Source organism: Collimonas sp. PA-H2 (genome assembly GCF_002564105.1).
Lineage (GTDB): Bacteria > Pseudomonadota > Gammaproteobacteria > Burkholderiales > Burkholderiaceae_D > Collimonas.
This window is the reverse complement of record NZ_PDBX01000001.1, coordinates 390484-409312: the sequence shown is the minus strand read 5'-3', so window position 1 is coordinate 409312 and position 18829 is coordinate 390484. Positions and strand designations below refer to the sequence as shown.

Sequence of the window (18829 nt, the reverse complement as noted above, 5' to 3'; positions counted from 1 at the left end):
TAAAGGGTTATTTTCGTCGGGCAGAAACCCGATCTGCGAAAGCGCTCAATTATTGCGCCAGCAGACCTTGATTGCGTGCTTCATAAATGGCCTCGGTTTTTGATTTCACTTCGAGTTTTGTGTAAATACGCCTCACATAGGTCAGTACGGTGTGGCGCGAGATGGAGATCAATAAGGCGATCTCGTCAGAAGTAAAGCCTTTGGTGATGTATTCCAGCACCTCTTGCTCACGCGCCGACAATGCTATGCGCTGTTTGCCGGATGTGGGCTCAGGCTTTGCAATGGCTTGGTCGTCGTGCCGGAAGCGCATCAGAATCTGCCGCGCTATCAGCGGGCTGATCGGGCTGCCGCCGCCGTGCAGGCTACGGATTTCATCGAGCATATTTTTGGGCGCGCTGTCTTTCAGCAGATAACCTGACGCGCCCGCTTCGAGCGACTGCATCACATGCATTTCATCGCCGAACGTCGTGCTGACCATGATGTTGCATGCGGGCTGTTTCGCATGCGCCGCCCGGATCACGTCGATGCCGGAGCCATCCGGCAAACCGAGGTCGACCAGCAGCACATCGGCCTGTATTTGATCCAACACCAGTAACCCCTGCGCCCGCGTGCCTACCACGCTCAACAGCGTGATGTCGGGCGCGCCTCCGATGGCCTCTATCAAAGCATTCTGAAAATTGACATCGTCTTCCACCAACACAACGCCAATGGGAGAACTGTTTGGTGTTTGTTGCATGAACAATCAGCCTTCTATCAGATCACTGCACAGATATTGCCACATATTTGCCATTACTTTGTAGCTAGTTCTAGTGACATACGAAGCTCGTCAAGTCTCCTAATATATCAGGGGGAAATTTTGCAAATTTATCACCTATATAAAAAAACTGAAAAGCAATGAATTGTCGCGTGAAAAAACTTCCGTATCGTCGCGCCAGGCATCTGCCGCTCTATTACTAAGTTACAACGGGGAAGCTCCACATGAAACGTCACGGCTCCATGAATCATATCTTTCGCCTCGTCTGGAGCCAGATCAGCAACAGTTGGGTGGCGGTGGCGGAAAACGCCCGTGGCCGTGGTAAAGGCGGCAACGGTAAGAGTCGCCCCCGTAAACTGATGGCAGCTGCCTTGTCACTCATCATCGTCACATTCGCCGTTCCGCCAGCGCAAGCGGGGCCAAGTGGCGGACAAGTGGTATCGGGTAGCGGCAGCATTGCGCAACGCGGCAACACCACCACCATCACACAGGCGACGCAGAATCTTTCGCTGAATTGGCAAAACTTTAACATCGCCGCGCAAGAGACTGTGAATTTCGTACAACCGTCGTCAAGCAGCATTGTGGTCAACCGCATTTTCGACGCTAACGGCACACAAATCTTCGGTCACCTGAATGCCAATGGCCAGGTGTATCTGATCAATCCGAACGGCATCTTGTTCGGGCAGGGCGCACAAGTTAACGTCGGCGGGTTGGTAGCATCGACGCTTAATTTGAACGACGCCAGCGGCAATACCCGATCCTTCAGCGGCAATGCGGTGGGGAACGGTGGCAGCATCGTCAACCATGGCACGCTCACGGCAAACAGCGGAGGCTATATCGCCTTGCTCGGCCAACACGTCAGCAACCAAGGCATCATCACCGCGCAACTCGGCACGGTCGCGCTAGGAGCAGGCAATGCGGTCACGCTGACTTTTAGCGGCAACAATCTGCTGCATCTCCAGGTAACCCAAAGCGACTTGAACAACCTCGCCGAAAACGGCGGCTTGATTCAGTCCGACGGCGGCAGGGTGATGATGACCGCGGGCGCGGCTAACTCGCTGGTGGCTAGCGTGGTCAACAACACGGGCGTTATCGAAGCGCGCACAGTCAACCAGAGCGAAGGCAACATCACCCTGCTGGGTGGCATGGCGGCGGGGACGGTCAACGTCGGCGGCACGCTGGACGCCAGCGCGCCCAACGGCGGCAATGGCGGCGCGATCGAAACGTCGGCGGCGACCGTCAACGTGGCCAATGGCGCAAAAGTCACGACATCCGCGCCGCATGGTCTGGTTGGCTCCTGGCTGCTAGATCCGAGCGACTTCACCGTTGCCGCCAGCGGCGGTAATATTACTGGTCAACAGTTGAACAGCGACCTGGCCAACAACAACGTGACCATTGACACTACCGGTCCGTCCACGACCTGCGTTGGCGCTACCTGCGTGACGACTGCCAATCCCGGCAGCCATGGTGACATCAACCTCAACGACACCGTCAACTGGAGCAGCGCCAGCACACTGACGCTCAACGCCTACAACAATATCAACGTCAACGCCCCGATTACCTGGGGCGTCAGCGGCGCACCGGGCAACACTGGCGCGCTGGTTATGAACGCGGGCAATAGCGTCAACCTCGCTGCGCAAATGAATTCGACTTACAGTGCGCCGCTGACAGTCACGACTGCCGGCAGCGGCCTCGCAACCTCAGCCGCTGTGGCTGGCGGCACGCTCAACGTCGTGCTTAACCCCAACGCGGGCGGCTTTGCCGGTTCGGTGAATTTCTATTCAGATGCTGGAGTGACGCCTGCCGCCGGCACGGGTCTGCTCAGCATCAATGGCAATAGCTATACCGTCATTGCCGATGTCACGCCCGGTTCCGGTGTCGGCGTGGCCGGGGACACCACCAGTACCACCCTGCAAGGCATGCAAAACAACTTGGGCGGGTATTACGCAATGGGCAGCAACGTCGATGCCAGCGCCACAAGTGGCTGGAATGGCGGCGCGGGATTCAGCCCGATCGGCCAATTCACCGGCGTCTTCGATGGCCTGGGGCATACGGTTGGCGGCTTCACGATCAATACGACGAACAGCAACGTGGGCTTATTTGGCGGCAACTCCGGCACGATCCGCAATGTCGGCATGGTCGGCGGCAGCGTGACGGGCAATAGCAACGTCGGCGGACTGGTAGGGAATAATACCAATGGCACGATCAGCAACAGCTATGTCACCGGCAACGTAAACGGCACCACCTCCCTTGGCTTTAACATTGGCGGACTGGTGGGATTCAGCTTCCTCGGCACAATCAGCGGCAGCTATGCCACCGGTACCGTCAGTGCCGGATCGCAATTGAGGGTTGGCGGGTTGGTAGGTTTTAACAAACTATCCACAATCAGAGACAGTTATGCCATAGGCAATGTCAAGGGCGGCGGCAGCGTCGCAAGCGGCGGTTACAACGGTAGCGGCGGGCTGGTGGGATACAACACCGGCACTGTCGACAGCAGTTATGCCACCGGCGCTATCAGCGGTAACGCCCTTGTTGGCGGGCTGGTGGGAACCAACAATGGCGGCACAGTCAGCAACAGCTACGCCACCGGCAAAATCACCGGCTTTACAAAAGCCGGCGGGTTGGCGGGCGGCAGCTATGGCGGCTCGATCAGCAACAGCCACGCCACCGGCAACGTCTCCGGCGCGGCCGGGACTGGCGGCGGGCTGGTCGGGGTAAATTCAGGCACGATCAGCGGCAGCTACGCCACTGGCAGCGTGACCAACACCAGTCTCTCCCAACCCGGCGGCGGGTTGGTAGGGTTAAACTCAGGCGCGATCAGCAATAGCTACGCCACTGGCAGTGTCAGTGGACGCTCCACTGTCGGCGGATTGGTAGGGTTGAACGTAGGCGCGATCAGCGGTAGCTATGCCACCGGCGACGTCAGCGGCGGCAACTTCGTTGGCGGGCTGGTGGGGGAAAACAGCAACGTGATCAGCAACAGCTATGCCGCCGGCAACGTGACCGGCACCGGCGGCAACGTCGGCGGGCTGGTTGGGGACAGCAACGCCGCGATCAGCGGCAGCCACGCTACCGGCAGCGTGACCGGCGCCGGCGACTATGTCGGCGGGCTGGTGGGGCACAGCTACATTGGCACGATCAGCGACAGCTACGCTACCGGCAACGTCTCCGGCGGCAACTATGTCGGCGGCCTGCTGGGGGCCAGCAACACCCTTGGCACGGTCAGCAACAGCTACGCAGCCGGCAGCGTCAACGGCAGCAGCTATGTTGGTGGGCTGATCGGTTTGTACGCAAACACACCGCTCATCAACAGTTTTTACAATGCCGAGGCAGTCAGCCTCAACGGCAAAATTTTAGGCAACGGCGCGCCGATGACGATGGGCGGCCTGTACGGCGCGCAATTCACCGATTGGGTCACGCACGGCGAATCCCTCAATATCGCGAATTATGCGGCGAACTTGCCGGCAGGCACAGGCGGTTATTACAACGTCAGCAGCGTGCAGGGCCTGCAAGACATGTTGGGCTTTTCAGAAAGCGTCGCCGGCCCCAGCTTCAGATTGAGCGCCGACATCAACCTGGCATCGTCGCCGGGATTCAATGTGTTGTATTTCGCCGGCACGCTCGATGGCGCCGGCCATGCTATCACCAATCTTTCCATTTCATCCAGCCTGAATAACGTCGGCATGTTTGGCATCCTTGCTTCGACCGCCTCGGTCTCCAACCTGGCTGTAACCGCTGCGAGCGTGAGCGGCCAGAGTTCCGTCGGCGCGCTGGCGGGCGTAAACTACGGCACGATCAGCAACAGCTTTGTCACAGGCAGCGCAAGCGGCAGCGGCAACAATGTCGGCGGTCTGGTCGGAGCGAATCGCGGCACGATCAACAACAACAGCCATGCTACCGCCAGCGTCAACGGCAGCTACAACGTTGGCGGGCTGGCGGGGGCGAACTACGGCGCGATCAACAACAGCCGCGCCAGCGGCAGCGTAACCGCAAGCGGCAACAATGCCGGCGGCTTGGTCGGTAGCAATGTCGGCACAATCGGCAACAACAGTGGCGCCACCGGCAGCATTAGCGGCGTCAACAACGTCGGCGGGCTGGCCGGAATAAATCGCGGCGCGATAGTCGCCAGCTACGCCACCGGCGGCGTCAGCGGCGCCAGCAACGTCGGTGGACTGGTGGGGGCCAACCAAGCCGACGGCGGCAACGTCATTCACGGTAATGGTTACGCCCTTAACGGCGCCAATGCCTCCAGCTCAATTAGCAACAGCTATGCTACCGGCAAAGTCAGCGCAACCGGTGACAATGCCGGTGGGCTAGTGGGGGGCAACGCAAGCAGCGGCGGCGGCGGCGACACTTTCGGCTACGTTGGCGGCAACGGCAGCAGTTCAATCAGCAACAGCTACGCCACCGGCGCCGTGACGGGCAACAACTACGTCGGTGGACTGGTGGGGGCCAACGACAGCCACGGTGGCAGCGGCGGCGACGGTACCTGCTGCATCGCCGGCCCTGGCGGCAACAGCAACAGTACAATCAGCAACAGCTACGCCACCGGCACGGTGACGGGAAACGGTAACGTCGCTGGATTGGTGGGGAAAAATAGTGGCATCAATGGCAATCCCGGCACCGCCAACTTCAGCATCAACGGCGGCTCCGGCGGCTACGGCCACAGTTCAATAAACAATAGCTTCTACAATACCGACGCCAATAATACGCTGACCGGCGTTGGCGGCACGGCCGATGTGCCAGGCGCCGTATGGGGCATGAGCATGGCGGCGATGGAGAATTCAGCCAATTTCACCAGCACCACCGGCACGAATGCCCTTGCCGACCATGGCGGTAACGGCAGCGTCAATCCTGGCTGGGATTTCCTCGGCGCCGGCAATGGTTCCGGCGCCACCTGGATCATGTATAACGGCTACACCACTCCGCTGTTGCAGGCGTTTCTGACACCATTGACTGTGACGGCAAACAATACAGCCACGACGTATAACGGCACGGCGTATTCCGGCAGCAACGGCGTGTCGTATTCCGTCGTGCCCAATGGCTCCAACCTGCAGGGCGCGTTGACATATGGCGGTGCCTCCCAAGGCGCAATCAACGCCGGCAGCTATGCGATTACACCGGGCGGATTGACTTCCTACAGTCAGCAAGGCTACCTCATCACCTACGCCAGCGGCAGTTTGACCATCAAGCCGGCAGCGCTGACAGTGACCAGCACCAGCGCCATCACCAAGCAATACGACGGCACGACCACGGCCAGCGGCGGCTCCTACATCGTTGGCGGAACCTTATTCACAAATTCCGGCAATGGCAATACGACTCAGGACTCGGTCGCCGGTGGCGCCTATGCCTACGTCAATCCAAACGTGCTAGGGGCGGGCAACAGCACGGTCAACGTTTCCGGCGTGACGGTCAACGATGGCAACGGCGGTAACAATTATGCGGTGACCTATGCCGCCAACGCGGCCAGCACCATCACGCCAGCACCGCTGACAGTGACCGGCACCAGTGCCATTACAAAGCAATACGACGGCACGACTACGGCCAGCGGCGGTTCCTACATCGTTGGTGGAACCTTATTCACAAATTCCGGCAATGGCAACACGACTCAGGATTCGGTCGCCGGTGGCGTGTATGCCTACGCCAATCCGAACGTGCTGGGGGCGGGCAGCAGTACGATCAACGTTTCCGGCGTGACGGTCAACGATGGCAACGGCGGCAACAATTATGCGGTGACCTATGCCGCCAACGCGGCCAGCACCATCACGCCGGCCAATCTCACGCTAAGCGGCTCCCGCACTTACGACGGTACCACAGTGGTGGCAGGCAGCGTGCTGACCGTAACCGGGGTCAATAATCAGACCTTCTCAGTCACCGGAGCCGGCGATACTAGCAACCTTGCTCGCGCCAACGTGCAAAGCAACAGCGCGCTTGCAAGTATTACTGGCTTGAGCCTGGGTGCCAGCAACAACGGCGGCCTCATCAGCAACTACAATGCGCTGAGTGTTGCCGGCAGTTCGGTGAGCATCACGCCGACGCCGACGCCAACACCAACGCCAACGCCAACACCAACACCAACACCAACGCCAACACCAACACCAACACCAACACCAACACCAACACCAACACCAACACCAACACCAACACCAACACCAACACCAACACCAACACCAACACCAACACCAACACCAACACCAACACCAACACCAACACCAACACCAACACCAACATCTTCAGAGTCAACCCAAACTGTCGCGTCTGCGGTAGACACGGTATTGCTGTATACGCAGAGTCAAACGCAAGTTAACGTGGAGAAAGCGGCAATGAATGCTGGTGACGTGAACTCGTCGTTAAAAATAATTGATGGCGGCGTGAGGCTGCCGAGCGATATGGTCAATATGAATGAATAAGGCAATTACCGTGAAATCCAACGGCAAGACGCGCATACTCACCACGCGATCCACAAAGCTCGTGAAACCGCTATGGACCGCCATGCTTGCCGTCTTCGCGCTGCCGGCAGCTTATGCTGCAGATCCGCCCAATGCCGGCAGCATCTTGCAACAGGTGCAACAGCCCAAGCTGCCATCTCCCTCCGCGACTGGAACCGGACTTATCATCGATCAGGATCGCCACACCAGCCTGCCGACTTCCGCACCGATCTCGGTCCAGGAAATTCAGATCGTTGGCAACACCTTGTTCGACACCGCCACCCTGCATGCACTGGTGGCTGAAGCCGAAGGAAAAAGCGTCACGCTTCCCCGACTCGGCGAATATGCGACTCGCATCACTGACTACTATCATCTCCGCGGCTACCCGCTGGCACGCGCCGTCATTCCGGTGCAATCCATCCGGGCTGGCCTGGTGCGCATGCAAGTCATTGAAGCCAATTACGGCAAGATTACACTCGATAATCGCAGCCGGGCGGGCGACGCCTTGCTACAGAAAACCTTGTCTCCTTTGCAGGCCGGACGAGCAGTCACCCAGGCAGGGCTCGACAGAACGTTGCTGCTGGCATCGGATATTCCGGGCGTCGCTGTCAGCGCAATCCTGAAGCCAGGCGAAGAGGTCGGTACTTCCGACCTGCAGGTACAAACCGACCCGACGGTACAGGTCGTTGGCAACGTGACAGCGGACAATTTCGGCAACCGCTATACCGGCCAGGCCCGCTTCGGCGTCGCCGTGAATGTCTTCAATCCGCTGCGGCATGGCGATGTTCTCAGCATCGGCGCCCTGAGCAGCGGCAGAGACATGAATTACGGCAGCATTTCCTATGAAACCCTGCTCAATGGCCTGGGCACGCGCATGGGCGGCTCTTATTCGGCGCTGCATTACATCCTCGGCGATAGCCTGGGTGCGCTTGATGCGCGTGGCACCGCGCAAGTAGCGAGCAGCTGGGTCAAGCACCCGTTCATACGTACACGCGACGCCAACCTGTACGGCCAGCTCCAGTACGATCGCAAACAATTAGATGATCGGATCGGCGCCAGCAGCATCAAGACCGACCGCCATCTGAATAACTTGAGCGCAAGCCTGAACGGAGACTGGCGCAACGGCATGCTGGCCGGCGGCATCGATACCTGGAGTATTGGGTTGACTGCGGGGAGAGTCGGATTCGACGATCGGGCGGCGCAACTGGCCGATGCTGCAACCGCTAAAACCCAGGGCGGGTTCACGAAATGGAACGGCAATTTCGCGCACCTGCAAAACCTGAATCAAAACGACTCTCTGTACCTGGCGCTATTCGGCCAATGGTCAAACGGCAACCTGGATTCCGCGGAAAAGATGGTCGCGGGCGGTCCTTATACGGTTCGCGCCTACGATATCGGCGTGCTGTCCGGTGATACCGGCGTATTCGGTTCGGTTGAACTGCGGCATGACCTGGGTCAGTTCGCGAGCGGATGCTGGCAAGTGCTGGCCTTCGTCGACAGCGAACACGTGAGGGTCAACAAGAATCCCTGGCTGCCGGGCGACAATGGCGCGACGTTGAGCGGAGCAGGCTTCGGCATGACTTGGTCCGGACCGGACCAGTGGCATGCCAAGCTCTATATTGCGATACCGTTCGATTCTACGCCGCAACTGATTGGCGACAATAAATCAGTGCGCGCCTGGGCCGAGATTGGCAAGGCGTTTTAGGGCTAGCGGACCTAAAGGACCGGGCCTTACATCTTCTGCGGATAGTAAAGCTGGTAAAACCAGGAGCAGGCAGTTTCGATTTGCGCCTGTATGTGATCATTTGAGCGAAAACACCGCTCCCTCACGGATATTTTCGTCTCCCGCACCGGAAAAAGGGATGAGAATCAGACGGTAAAAGTGACGGTAAAGTTTGATATCGATCATCATAAAGTCCTTTAATCATGCGGGTTGACGGACCTAATTGATGATGGAGTGGGAGTGATTTGATGGCTGGCGTTCGCTAGTACTCAAAAGTAAAAAATACCTGAAAGCCCGCGTAAATGCGGGCTTTTTTTTGCTTCATGGTTTTGCATTGATTGGTAAGCCAAAGAGTGTATCGCTGATTCGACAAGAGAATCTCAGCCAGGCCAAGGCCATTTACGACAAAGCATGGCTGCTTCAGCCAATCGGCGTGGCGGTATTTGACAAGGTCGAATATCTTGCCGGCCGGTTGCAGAAAATCTGGCTTGCCGTCAACGCCAAACAGACATCGTGCGTATCGAAACCCCGCTACCGGGCCTCTGGTTGCGTCAATTTCAGCAACTGAGACTCAGTTTTTTTGCAGGTTCTCGGAAATGATCGTCGCCACAATTTTTCTTCAGTCCACATTTTCCTGAGCCGGAGACGCGTGCAGGGGGCTTTCTAGTTGGTTTTTCCCGATCCCTCCTAGTGGTTTTGTCCTGCCCATGCCGGACTAAAGGAGCCGGTCTGTCCTATTCAAATAGGGACCGATCGTTCATGTACTTGCTTTTTTGCCTGCCTATACTCGTTTCAAGGATGTGAGCATTGCAGTCCGATTGAAAAAAATGAGTCGAACGATGAACAACCAAAACGGAGAAGAGTATGCGATTAATCGACGAACTATCGCATGCCCTCAAGCGTTTCTTCAAGAAAGAGGATGGTGCGTCTCTTATGGAGTGCGCACTTATCGGAGCGCTTGTCATCGTGGTCTGCGCGCTGGCGCTGCTCGCCCTGGCGAAGAATGTATAAGCAGAAGTCTTGGACGCAAGCCGCAGCTGGTTACCGCTCACGTTTCATTTGAATCGCTACTGAGAGAGATCATGCAAGCATTTCAGTCACTACTCGAACTTCTCGGCATGCTCGTCACGGATCCTCGTACGGGTGTCTTGATTGCATTGCTGGTGCTTGCTTCAATCTGCGATTTTCGGGTCTACAGGATTCCGAACTGGATAACGGCAAGCGGCACGGCTTTCGGCTTGATTTACAACACGGTGGTTCCCATTTCACCGCACGCCGGCTTTCTATGGGCATTCGAAGGTTTGTTGCTTGGTTTGCTCATGACATTGCCGCTGTATGCGCTCAGGGCCATGGGGGCGGGCGACGTAAAGCTGATGGCGATGGTCGGAGCGTTCCTGGGTTTCCCCGCCATATTTTATGCGGTCATATCCACCTTTATTGTCGGCGGCATCGCTGCCTTGGGATTTGCACTGTTTAACAGGGCGCTGGGGCGGATGCTAGGCAACGTAAAGAATATCGTGCAGATCATGGTGCTGTCGGCAATCGGAGGCATTAAGCCAGACATCCACATGGAAGCAAGCCAGTCGGTAGGGAAATTACCGTATGGCGTCAGCATCGGCATAGGCGCCACCGGCTATATGGTGGCACGGCAACTAGGTTATTTGTAGCTTGCAAAACAAACCTGACTGGGATCGAAAATGAAAAACGTCAAAGCAATCGGATTGCTCATGCTGGCAGCGCTGATCGGTCTGGGAGCCGCTGTATATGCGGCTGGGTGGGTATCGAAGCAAGGCAACATCGCGTCCAATAAAGTCGTGATAGCTGCATCCGATATCGAACTGGGAAGCAAGATCAATGCGCAAATGCTGTCGACAGTTGATTGGCCCAGTGGATCGGTGCCATCAGGCGCTTTTAAAGAAATCAAGGATTTGCAGGACCGGGTTGTGAAAGTCGGCGTGCTGCGCGGCGAAGCAATTCTCGACGGCAAGCTGGCGCCGGTGGGTACGCAAGGGGGGCTTTCCGCCGTGATTGCCGAGGGCAAGCGCGCCATGACGGTAAGAGTCAACGACGTGGTCGGGGTGGCTGGATTCGCGCTCCCCGGCAACTATGTAGATGTCATGGTGAATGCGCAGCAGGACAAGAACAAGGGCGAAGAAGGCAAGCAGATCAGCAAGACCGTGCTGGAGCATGTACTGGTGCTGGCGGTGGCGCAGGAAGCCGGCCGCGACGATACCAAGCCGCGGGTAGTCAGTGCGGTGACGCTGGAGTTGACGCTGGAGGATTCGGAAAAACTCGATCTGGCGCGCAGTGTCGGCACGTTATCGCTGGTACTGCGCAACCAGGTCGATAAGAACACGGTAACAACCGCAGGCATTACCAAGAACCAGCTGTTTGGAGAGCGTGTAGAACCGGAAGCAGCGCCAGCCAAGGTTGCTGCTGCCAGGCCCAGGGTGATGCGCAGCAAACCGATGGTGGCGTCAGCTTCGCAATCGCAATGTGTCGAAGTCATTCAGAACGGCAGCCGGACGCTCAACTGTTTTTAACTAAAACAATCTAGGGAGCAGTTCAAGTGAACAACAACTACAGAAATGCGATTTTCGTCGCCGCGTTGACCGCGACAGGTGGCGCTTTCGCGGCAACTGCACCTGTTGCCGGCCACGCTCCAGGTTCTTCTAGCCTGAGACCTTGCGGCTCCGTGACGGTTGATCCTGTCACTTACGTCACTCTTGGCAAGTCGAGTGTCATCAGGCTGGACGTTCCTGCAGCACGCATGCTGGTCGGCGGCCAGTCGTCGAACCGGGCTGGCCGGCCAGCTGTATCGAATGAAAAGACCGCGCCGCCGGGACCGGCGAATGCACCTCCGGCTCCGGCGCAAGCGGCTTCGGATGGCGTGGCGGATGTGGACATCACGTTGCTCAGCCCTACCGAACTGTTCTTTCTGGGAAGGTCGGCCGGATCCATGAATGTGGTCTTGCAGAGTTCGGACGGACGCTGCGTCATCAAGGACATCATCGTTACCGTCGATCCGGGTACCTTGCAAGCCAAGCTGAACGAATTGATGCCCGAAGAAACCGGGATCAAGGTACGGGGCGCCGAAAACGCACTGGTGCTGACGGGCCAAGTCAGCGATGGCGTCAAGCTCGATGAGGCGATCAGCCTGGCCACTGCTTACGGCGACGGCAAGAAGGTGGTCAACATGCTGCGCATCATGACGCCGCAGCAGGTCATGCTGGAAGTGAAGATCGCCGAGGTCAGCAAGACGCTGCTCGACAAGCTCGGTTCGAGCGTCAACCTGACCCGCCCCAGCAATGGCGGAGGCAATGTCTATTCCCTGCTATCCAGTTTCCTCAGCAATGGAGGCGGCTTGCTGCAGGCGCTGAAGATCGGCCGGACGGCGGTAAATCTCGATGGCCAAAAGGATGACGGCCTGGTACGGGTGCTGGCTGAACCGAACATCATGGCGATCAGCGGCCAACAGGCCAGCTTCCTGTCGGGTGGCAAGATCTTCATTCCTGTATCCCAGACCAACAACGCTGGCGTACCTACCATCACGCTGGAAGAAAAGGAATTCGGCATCGGCGTGAAGTTCACTCCTACGGTGCTGGACGGCACTCGCATCAATCTGAAGATGATCTCGGAAGTATCGGATCTGTCGCAGCTCGGTTCGCCGTTCACGACTGTCGGTGGCGTCACGGCAGTGCTGCCATCGCTGACGGTACGGCGGGCAGATACCACCGTCCAGCTCAACGACGGACAAAGCTTCGCCATTGCCGGCCTGATCAAGAACAATGTCACGGAAACCATGAAGCGCTTCCCTGGCTTGGGCGAGGTGCCGGTGCTGGGGGCGTTGTTCAGGAGTTCCGAGTTCCAGACCGATCAGACGGAACTGTTGTTCGTGATTACGCCGCATCTGGTGAAACCGCTGGCGGAAGCGCCTGTACTGCCAACGGATAATCATGTCGTGCCTAGTCGTGCAGCGGTTTATTTCAACGGCAGCCTGGAAGGATCCGCCCCAGCTCCGGCTCGGGCTCCAGCCCAAGCTCAAGCTCAAGCTCAAGCTCCAGTTCAAGCTCCAGCTCCAGCTCCAGCTCCAGCTCCAGCTCCAGCTCCAGCTCCAGCTCAAGCTCAAGCTCCAGCTCAAGCTCCAGCTCAAGCTTCAGCCATGGCGCCGGCAGCTGGTTCTGAAGATGCCGCCGCCACTCCTGAAACCAAATAAAAGGAAAGTCCATGAACAAGCTCGCAATCGCACTGTTGCTCGTCCTGACGGCGGGCTGCTCAACGGTGACCCCCAATTACGACACCAAGTTCGGCGAGGCCGTACGCGCAGCCAAACTCAAGATGACCATCAATCCTGACGCCGGCAAGAATCCGGACCAGGTGGCAGGCATGGATGGCAAAGCGGCCAGGGAGGCCATCAATCTGTATCACGGAAGCTTCAAGGCGCCGCCGCCAGCGGTCAACGTCATCAATATTGGCGGCAGTCTCGGCGCCACCCAGTAACGCCGGAATGATGCACCAGCGGTTTTAATGATGAAGGCGGCAGCATAAGCCGCCAGTGGAAAAAGGAAGGCCATTTTGTGGCTTTGCAGGAGAAGCAGGTTGTAACCAGGCAGTGTCAGGGTAGTCAATTTCGATTCACAATTAATCTGAAGAGGTCAAGAAATGAACGCTAATCTTAAATTGGTCAAACAGTCCATCGCTTCCTTTGCACAGGACGAAGACGGCGCTCAAGTCGTCGAGTATGCGCTGATCATCGCTGTCGTGTCGATCGCGCTGGTCGTGGCATTGAAGGCGCTTACTGCCAGCGGCGGCGGCTTTGCATCTTTTATTACCCGTGTAACAAACTGCCTGACGACAGCGACATGCGCTTGATGTTGGTCGGCATCGGCGAGGTGGCCGCACAGCCGCCTCGTTCAGCCAGTTCAAAAGGAGATTGTCATGCTTCATCAATTCTTGCGAGAGGAAGACGGCGCCCAGGTCGTTGAGTATGCCTTGATCATTGCGGTCATATCCATTGCACTGGTCGTGGCGCTCCAGGCTCTGACTACCGGCAACAGCTTCTCTAACTTCATTACCCGTGTTGCCACCTGCCTGACAGGCGGGACCTGTACTTGATTTTCTTGTCAAAGCCGGAGTCTCGAAAAATCTGTTCGCCGCAATTTTAAAAAGGCGTCACCGTGAACCGAGTTGCCATTCATCGCCAGTGTTACCGCCAGGACGGGGCCGTGATAGTCACCGTATCGCTCGTCCTGCTGTTTTTGCTGGGCTTCATGGCCATTGCCTTGGACTTTGGCCATCTTTTCGTCGTGAAAACAGAACTGCAGACGGCGATGGATAGTTGTGCGCTGGCGGCCGCGCAAGAGCTTGACGGCGAGAGCACAGCGCTGACGCGCGCCACCAATGCCGGCCTTACCGCCGGCAATCTGAATAACGTCAATTTCCAGTCTGCCACATGGAGCAGTCAAGGCAAGCTGGTCGGCGCCGATATCACGTTCAAGGATGCCGCCTATGTCGCTACTGCCGTTGCCGCGAACGCCAGGTATGCCCAGTGCCAGCACACGCAATCAGGCGTGAATATGTGGCTGCTGCAATCCATGGGCGCCTTTTCCGGCAACACGGCTGCTTACACGAATACCAAGAATGTCCTGGCGATGGCAGTAGCGACCCGGGCCAGCGCCCAGACCACCTGTCCGATTCCGGTCGGACTGAAGCCCAAGGCGGGCGGGACCGCGCCGAACTACGGATTCCAGGTCGGCGAGTGGGTCAACATGATCGGCAACGGGACACAGTCTAACGGCGAAATGGGCTGGTATAACCTGGACGGCAGCACGAGCGCCAGCGAGACCAAAAAGGAACTGGGCGAACCAGGATATTGCGGCACCAAGCTGGGCGACACCTTAGGCACGCCAGGCGCCCAGACTACCGTGGATACGCCGTGGAATTACCGCTTCGGCATATACAAGAACAATGATCCCGGGCCCAGCATCGATCATCCCGATTTTTCAGGTTATGCGTATACCTCGACCAATTGGAAGAACGCATCTCCGCAAAACGCCTGGTCGGGAACGCCGGCAGCGGGTTCGGCTCCGAGTGCAGCAAGTTTCATGGCCAAACGCGCGGCCTTTGCCTCTTATGACGACACGGGAACCAGTCTGAACGGCGGAGACAGCATTACGGGTTTGAGCACAAACGGCTTCAAGACATTGGCTACGCCGGGCGTCGGCGGACAGCACAATTTGTACGGCTTCAGCAGAAGGCTGGTGACTGCGCCGATCGTCGATACGTCGAACAAGGTCGTCGATTACGCATGCATGTTCATGCTGCAGCCGTTGAGCGGACCGACAGTAACAGTGCAGCTGGAGTTTCGAGGCAATGCCGGCAGCACCAGCAGCCCATGTACGACGAATGGATTGGCCGGCGGTACGGCCGGCCCGCTGGTTCCGGTTTTAGTGCGATAGGAGAGCAGCCATGAAAACCAGACAGAAAGGCACGGCGATCGTTGAATTTGCCTTGATCCTGCCATTGCTGCTGCTGCTGACTTTCATTACCACGGAATTCGGCCGGGCGATGTACCAGTACAACACGATCACCAAGTCGGTGCGAGATGCAGTGCGTTATCTATCGGTGCAGACGCCGGGAACCCATACTACCGAAGCACAGAATCTGGTGGTGTACGGGAATATTGCCGGCACCGGAACTCCCTTGGCGCTTGGCCTTACCGTGGCTAACGTGCTGACGCCGACCTGGCAGACCGCCGGCTCCAATCCGCTGATCAACACCGTGCAGGTGACGGTAAGCGGCTATAAATTCGTCCCTTTGTATGGCAGCGTGTTTGGCGTTGCGTTCGCAGACAAGACAGGCAAGATTTCCTACAGCAATATCAGTGCGACCATGCGGAGCCCGATATGAAAAAGCAATCTGGAGCCACCGTGGTGGAATTCGCGCTGGTGATGATCGTCTTCCTGACTTTTCTGCTGGGAATAAGCGACTTCAGCCGCATGCTGTTTACCTGGAGCGCGGCGGCTGAAGCCACCCGGGCCGGGGCGCGTTATGCGGTGGTCTGCGACGACACTGGCCAGAAGGCGAAAGTCCTGGCGAAGATGCAGGCGCTGCTGCCGCAGATCGCCGACATCAACCTGGCGTGGAGCCCTGCTGCATGCACCGCGGCGACCTGCCAAGGGGTAACGGTAACGATTACCAGCCTCAACTATCAGTGGATCTCACCCATCGCCGGCAGCGCCGCACTGGCCGCCATCCCGATGCCCGTCTTTTCGACCTATCTGCCGCGGGAAGTCATGCGGCTGGATCCGAACAGCGCTGCTATTTGTTCCTAACACCTAGGGAAAAGAAAATGAAGATCGCGGTGATTTCTCCCAATATCAACAACCTGCAGGAAATGGGCAGGATCCTGGGTACTTACTCGCATTCGGCTACCTTGGTTGAAGGCGGTAAAAGCCGGATGCGCATCGTCGCGGAACAGGAGCAGCCGGACCTGATGCTGGTCGAGGGCATGTGCTGCGATCCGGCAGAACTTGCCCAGGTCGAATATGTCACTACCCATCATCCGAGCATTGCCGTGATTTTGCTGTGCGCCACCCACACGCCGGAATTCCTGATCAACTCGATGCGCGCCGGCGTACGGGAAGTACTACCCTCGCCGGTAACTGCTGCGGCGCTGGAAGCCGCTGTCGGCCGCATCGCGGCCAAGCGCATCGGTGGTCGTGCCAAGACGCTCGGCAGGATACTGGCGTTCATGCCGTGCAAAGGCGGCAGCGGCGCTACTTTCCTGGCGACCAATCTCGGCTGGCAGCTGGCGGAAAGCAAATCGGTGCTGCTGATCGACCTGAATCTGCAGTTCGGCGAAGCGCTGTCGTTCGTGCATGATGGCGATCCCGCATCTACCCTAGCCGACGTTGCCCGCGACATCAGCCGGCTGGATGCTTCCTTCCTGGCTGCAAGCACCGTCAGGGTGGCGCCCAACTACAGCATACTGGCGGCGCCGGAGGATCCCGCGCAAGCCATGGAGTTGAAGCCGGAACATGTCGATGCCATCCTCAACCTGGCGGTAACGCAGTACGACTTTATATTGCTCGATGCAGGCCGGACCCTGGACACGCTGACGATCAGGGCGCTGGATCGTGCCGACCGCATTTTCCCGGTATTGCAGGCCGGCTTGCCCTATCTCAGGAATGCCAAGAAGTTGCTGGCGATATTCAGGTCTTTGGGCTATCCGGCGAACAAGGTCGAGTTGATTGTCAACCGCTTCGAGAAGGGCGGTGAAATCGGAATTGATCGTATCCGGAACTCCTTGGGGGCGGTCACCCTGCACACGGTTCCCAATTCGTACAAAGAGGTGAATGCCTCGATCAATCACGGCGACCCGATGATTGAAACGGCGCGTTCCAACGCCGTGACCAAGAACCTGGCGGCGTTCGCGCTGTCGCTCAGTCCCAGGGAAGAAGAAAGCCGCGGTTTGCTGGGCCGCTTGTTCAGGCGGGCGTAAACCGAGCCATATATTTCCAACCACTCCAGCGTGAGCCAGCGAGCATAACCGGAGCATATAAAATGTCTTTTCGAGAAAAACTGAACGCCGTCAGGGTAGAGCCGGCTGAGCAAGCCCAGGGGCAGGTCGCAAGCGATTCGTACAAGATGCTGAAAGGCAGGATGCATCTCAAGCTGCTGGACAAGTTCGATTTGACGGCGCTGGAAACCCTGGCGCCCGAGATGCTGCGGCAGGAAATCACCACGATGATCGAGCGCCTGCTGCAGGAGGAGCAAGCCTTGATCAACGACGCCGAACGACGTACGCTGATCCGCGACATCCAGCATGAAATGCTCGGCTTCGGCCCGCTTGAATTGCTGATGGCCGATCCGACCGTATCCGACATCCTGGTCAACTCCTACGAACAGATCTATGTGGAACGCAGGGGCAAGCTGGAACTTACCAACGTCACCTTTACCGATGAGAAGCACCTGCTGCGCATCATCGACAAGATCGTATCTTTGGTCGGCCGGCGGATAGATGAATCCAGCCCCATGGTGGACGCCAGGCTGCCTGACGGCTCCCGCGTCAACGCGGTGATTCCACCGGTGGCGCTAGATGGCCCCATGATGTCGATTCGCCGGTTTGCGCATATTCCGCTCAAGATGAACAATCTGGTCGAGGAATACAAGAGTTTGACTGCGGAAATGGCTTTCATGCTGGAAGGCTTGAGCAAGGCCAAGATCAACATGATCATCTCCGGCGGTACCGGCTCCGGCAAGACAACCTTGCTGAACATCCTGTCCGGATACATTCCGGTATCGGAGCGGATCGTCACTATCGAAGACGCGGCGGAGCTGCAGATGCAGCAGCCGCACGTGGTGCGCATGGAAACGCGGCCGATGAATATCGAGGGCAAGGGCGAGATTACCCAGCGCGCACTGGTGCGCAACGCGCTGCGCATGCGGCCCGACCGGATCGTGATCGGCGAAGTGCGCGGCGCCGAAGCGGCCGACATGCTGCAAGCCATGAACACCGGCCACGAAGGGTCGCTCACTACCATCCATGCCAATACGCCGCGAGATGCGCTTTCCAGGCTGGAAAACATGGTCGGCATGGCAAATCTGAATCTGCCGCACAAGGCCGCGCGACAGCAGATTGCTTCCGCCATCACGGTAATGATTCAATCCATCAGGCTGATCGACGGCAAGCGGAAAATCACCAGCATCCAGGAATTGACCGGCATGGAGGGCGATGTCATCACCATGCAAGAGATATTCGCCTTCAAGCAAACCGGCATTGGCATCGAAGGCGAGGTCCAAGGCTATTTTCATGCGACTGGCGTGAGGCCGAAGTTTGCAGAGCGCCTGCGCTCGTTTGGCGTGGTATTGCCGGACGCGATGTTCGATCCCACCAAACGCTATCAATGAAAGGAGCGGCAA

The 18829-nt window shown here is 57.8% G+C and carries 16 protein-coding genes; 15 read left to right on the top strand and 1 reads right to left on the bottom strand.

The features are described 5' to 3' along the window. Positions 1-49 precede the first annotated feature (49 nt). Positions 50-736 (bottom strand): response regulator transcription factor, encoded by a 687-nt coding sequence (locus BCF11_RS01835; RefSeq protein WP_098497273.1) that lies wholly within the window; start codon positions 734-736, stop codon positions 50-52. A gap of 260 nt (positions 737-996) precedes the next feature. On the opposite strand from BCF11_RS01835, the gene BCF11_RS01830 reads away from it, so the two are divergent. The 15 genes from BCF11_RS01830 to BCF11_RS01765 all read left to right on the top strand — a co-directional run bounded on the left by BCF11_RS01830 (position 997) and on the right by BCF11_RS01765 (position 18817). Beyond that, entirely contained in the window at positions 997-7164 is a 6168-nt protein-coding gene (locus BCF11_RS01830; protein ID WP_158229127.1) for a GLUG motif-containing protein, read from the top strand. A gap of 82 nt (positions 7165-7246) precedes the next feature. After that, positions 7247-8887, top strand: coding sequence for a ShlB/FhaC/HecB family hemolysin secretion/activation protein (locus tag BCF11_RS01825; RefSeq protein WP_158229126.1), 1641 nt, complete (start codon positions 7247-7249; stop codon positions 8885-8887). 334 nt (positions 8888-9221) lie between these two features. Beyond that, the gene (locus tag BCF11_RS01820; RefSeq protein ID WP_143751230.1) at positions 9222-9473 is read left to right on the top strand and encodes a hypothetical protein; all 252 of its coding nucleotides are present in this window, start codon (positions 9222-9224) and stop codon (positions 9471-9473) included. Between the two features lie 296 nt (positions 9474-9769). Then, positions 9770-9916, top strand: a complete 147-nt coding sequence (locus BCF11_RS28125; protein ID WP_199110713.1) for a Flp family type IVb pilin — start codon at positions 9770-9772, stop codon at positions 9914-9916. 71 nt (positions 9917-9987) lie between these two features. Continuing rightward, entirely contained in the window at positions 9988-10572 is a 585-nt protein-coding gene (locus BCF11_RS01815) for a prepilin peptidase (protein WP_098493236.1), read from the top strand. A 30-nt stretch (positions 10573-10602) separates the two neighbouring features. After that, complete coding sequence (cpaB, locus tag BCF11_RS01810; RefSeq protein WP_098493235.1) at positions 10603-11448, top strand: Flp pilus assembly protein CpaB; 846 nt, start codon at positions 10603-10605, stop codon at positions 11446-11448. 26 nt (positions 11449-11474) lie between these two features. Further along, on the top strand, positions 11475-13121 hold the full coding sequence (locus BCF11_RS01805; protein WP_098493234.1) for a type II and III secretion system protein family protein: 1647 nt from the start codon (positions 11475-11477) through the stop codon (positions 13119-13121). 11 nt (positions 13122-13132) lie between these two features. After that, the gene (locus BCF11_RS01800) at positions 13133-13405 is read left to right on the top strand and encodes a hypothetical protein (protein WP_098493233.1); all 273 of its coding nucleotides are present in this window, start codon (positions 13133-13135) and stop codon (positions 13403-13405) included. Positions 13406-13567: 162 nt separating this feature from the next. Further along, positions 13568-13777: a Flp family type IVb pilin gene (locus tag BCF11_RS01795; protein ID WP_098493232.1), complete on the top strand. Its 210-nt coding sequence runs from the start codon at positions 13568-13570 to the stop codon at positions 13775-13777. 66 nt (positions 13778-13843) lie between these two features. Further along, a complete protein-coding gene (locus BCF11_RS01790; protein ID WP_098493231.1) occupies positions 13844-14020 on the top strand; it encodes a Flp family type IVb pilin in 177 nt (58 codons plus the stop codon). A gap of 110 nt (positions 14021-14130) precedes the next feature. Beyond that, positions 14131-15363 carry a Tad domain-containing protein gene (locus BCF11_RS01785; protein ID WP_233212335.1) on the top strand — a complete coding sequence of 411 codons (1233 nt, stop codon included), beginning with the start codon at positions 14131-14133 and terminating at the stop codon, positions 15361-15363. A gap of 10 nt (positions 15364-15373) precedes the next feature. After that, a complete protein-coding gene (locus BCF11_RS01780; protein ID WP_098493230.1) occupies positions 15374-15814 on the top strand; it encodes a TadE/TadG family type IV pilus assembly protein in 441 nt (146 codons plus the stop codon). Next, positions 15811-16239, top strand: coding sequence for a TadE/TadG family type IV pilus assembly protein (locus BCF11_RS01775; RefSeq protein WP_098493229.1), 429 nt, complete (start codon positions 15811-15813; stop codon positions 16237-16239). Before BCF11_RS01780 ends, BCF11_RS01775 begins: the two co-directional genes overlap by 4 nt. 17 nt (positions 16240-16256) lie before the next feature. Next, complete coding sequence (locus BCF11_RS01770) at positions 16257-17408, top strand: AAA family ATPase (RefSeq protein WP_098493228.1); 1152 nt, start codon at positions 16257-16259, stop codon at positions 17406-17408. Between the two features lie 62 nt (positions 17409-17470). After that, positions 17471-18817: a CpaF family protein gene (locus tag BCF11_RS01765; RefSeq protein ID WP_098493227.1), complete on the top strand. Its 1347-nt coding sequence runs from the start codon at positions 17471-17473 to the stop codon at positions 18815-18817. Positions 18818-18829 lie beyond the last annotated feature (12 nt).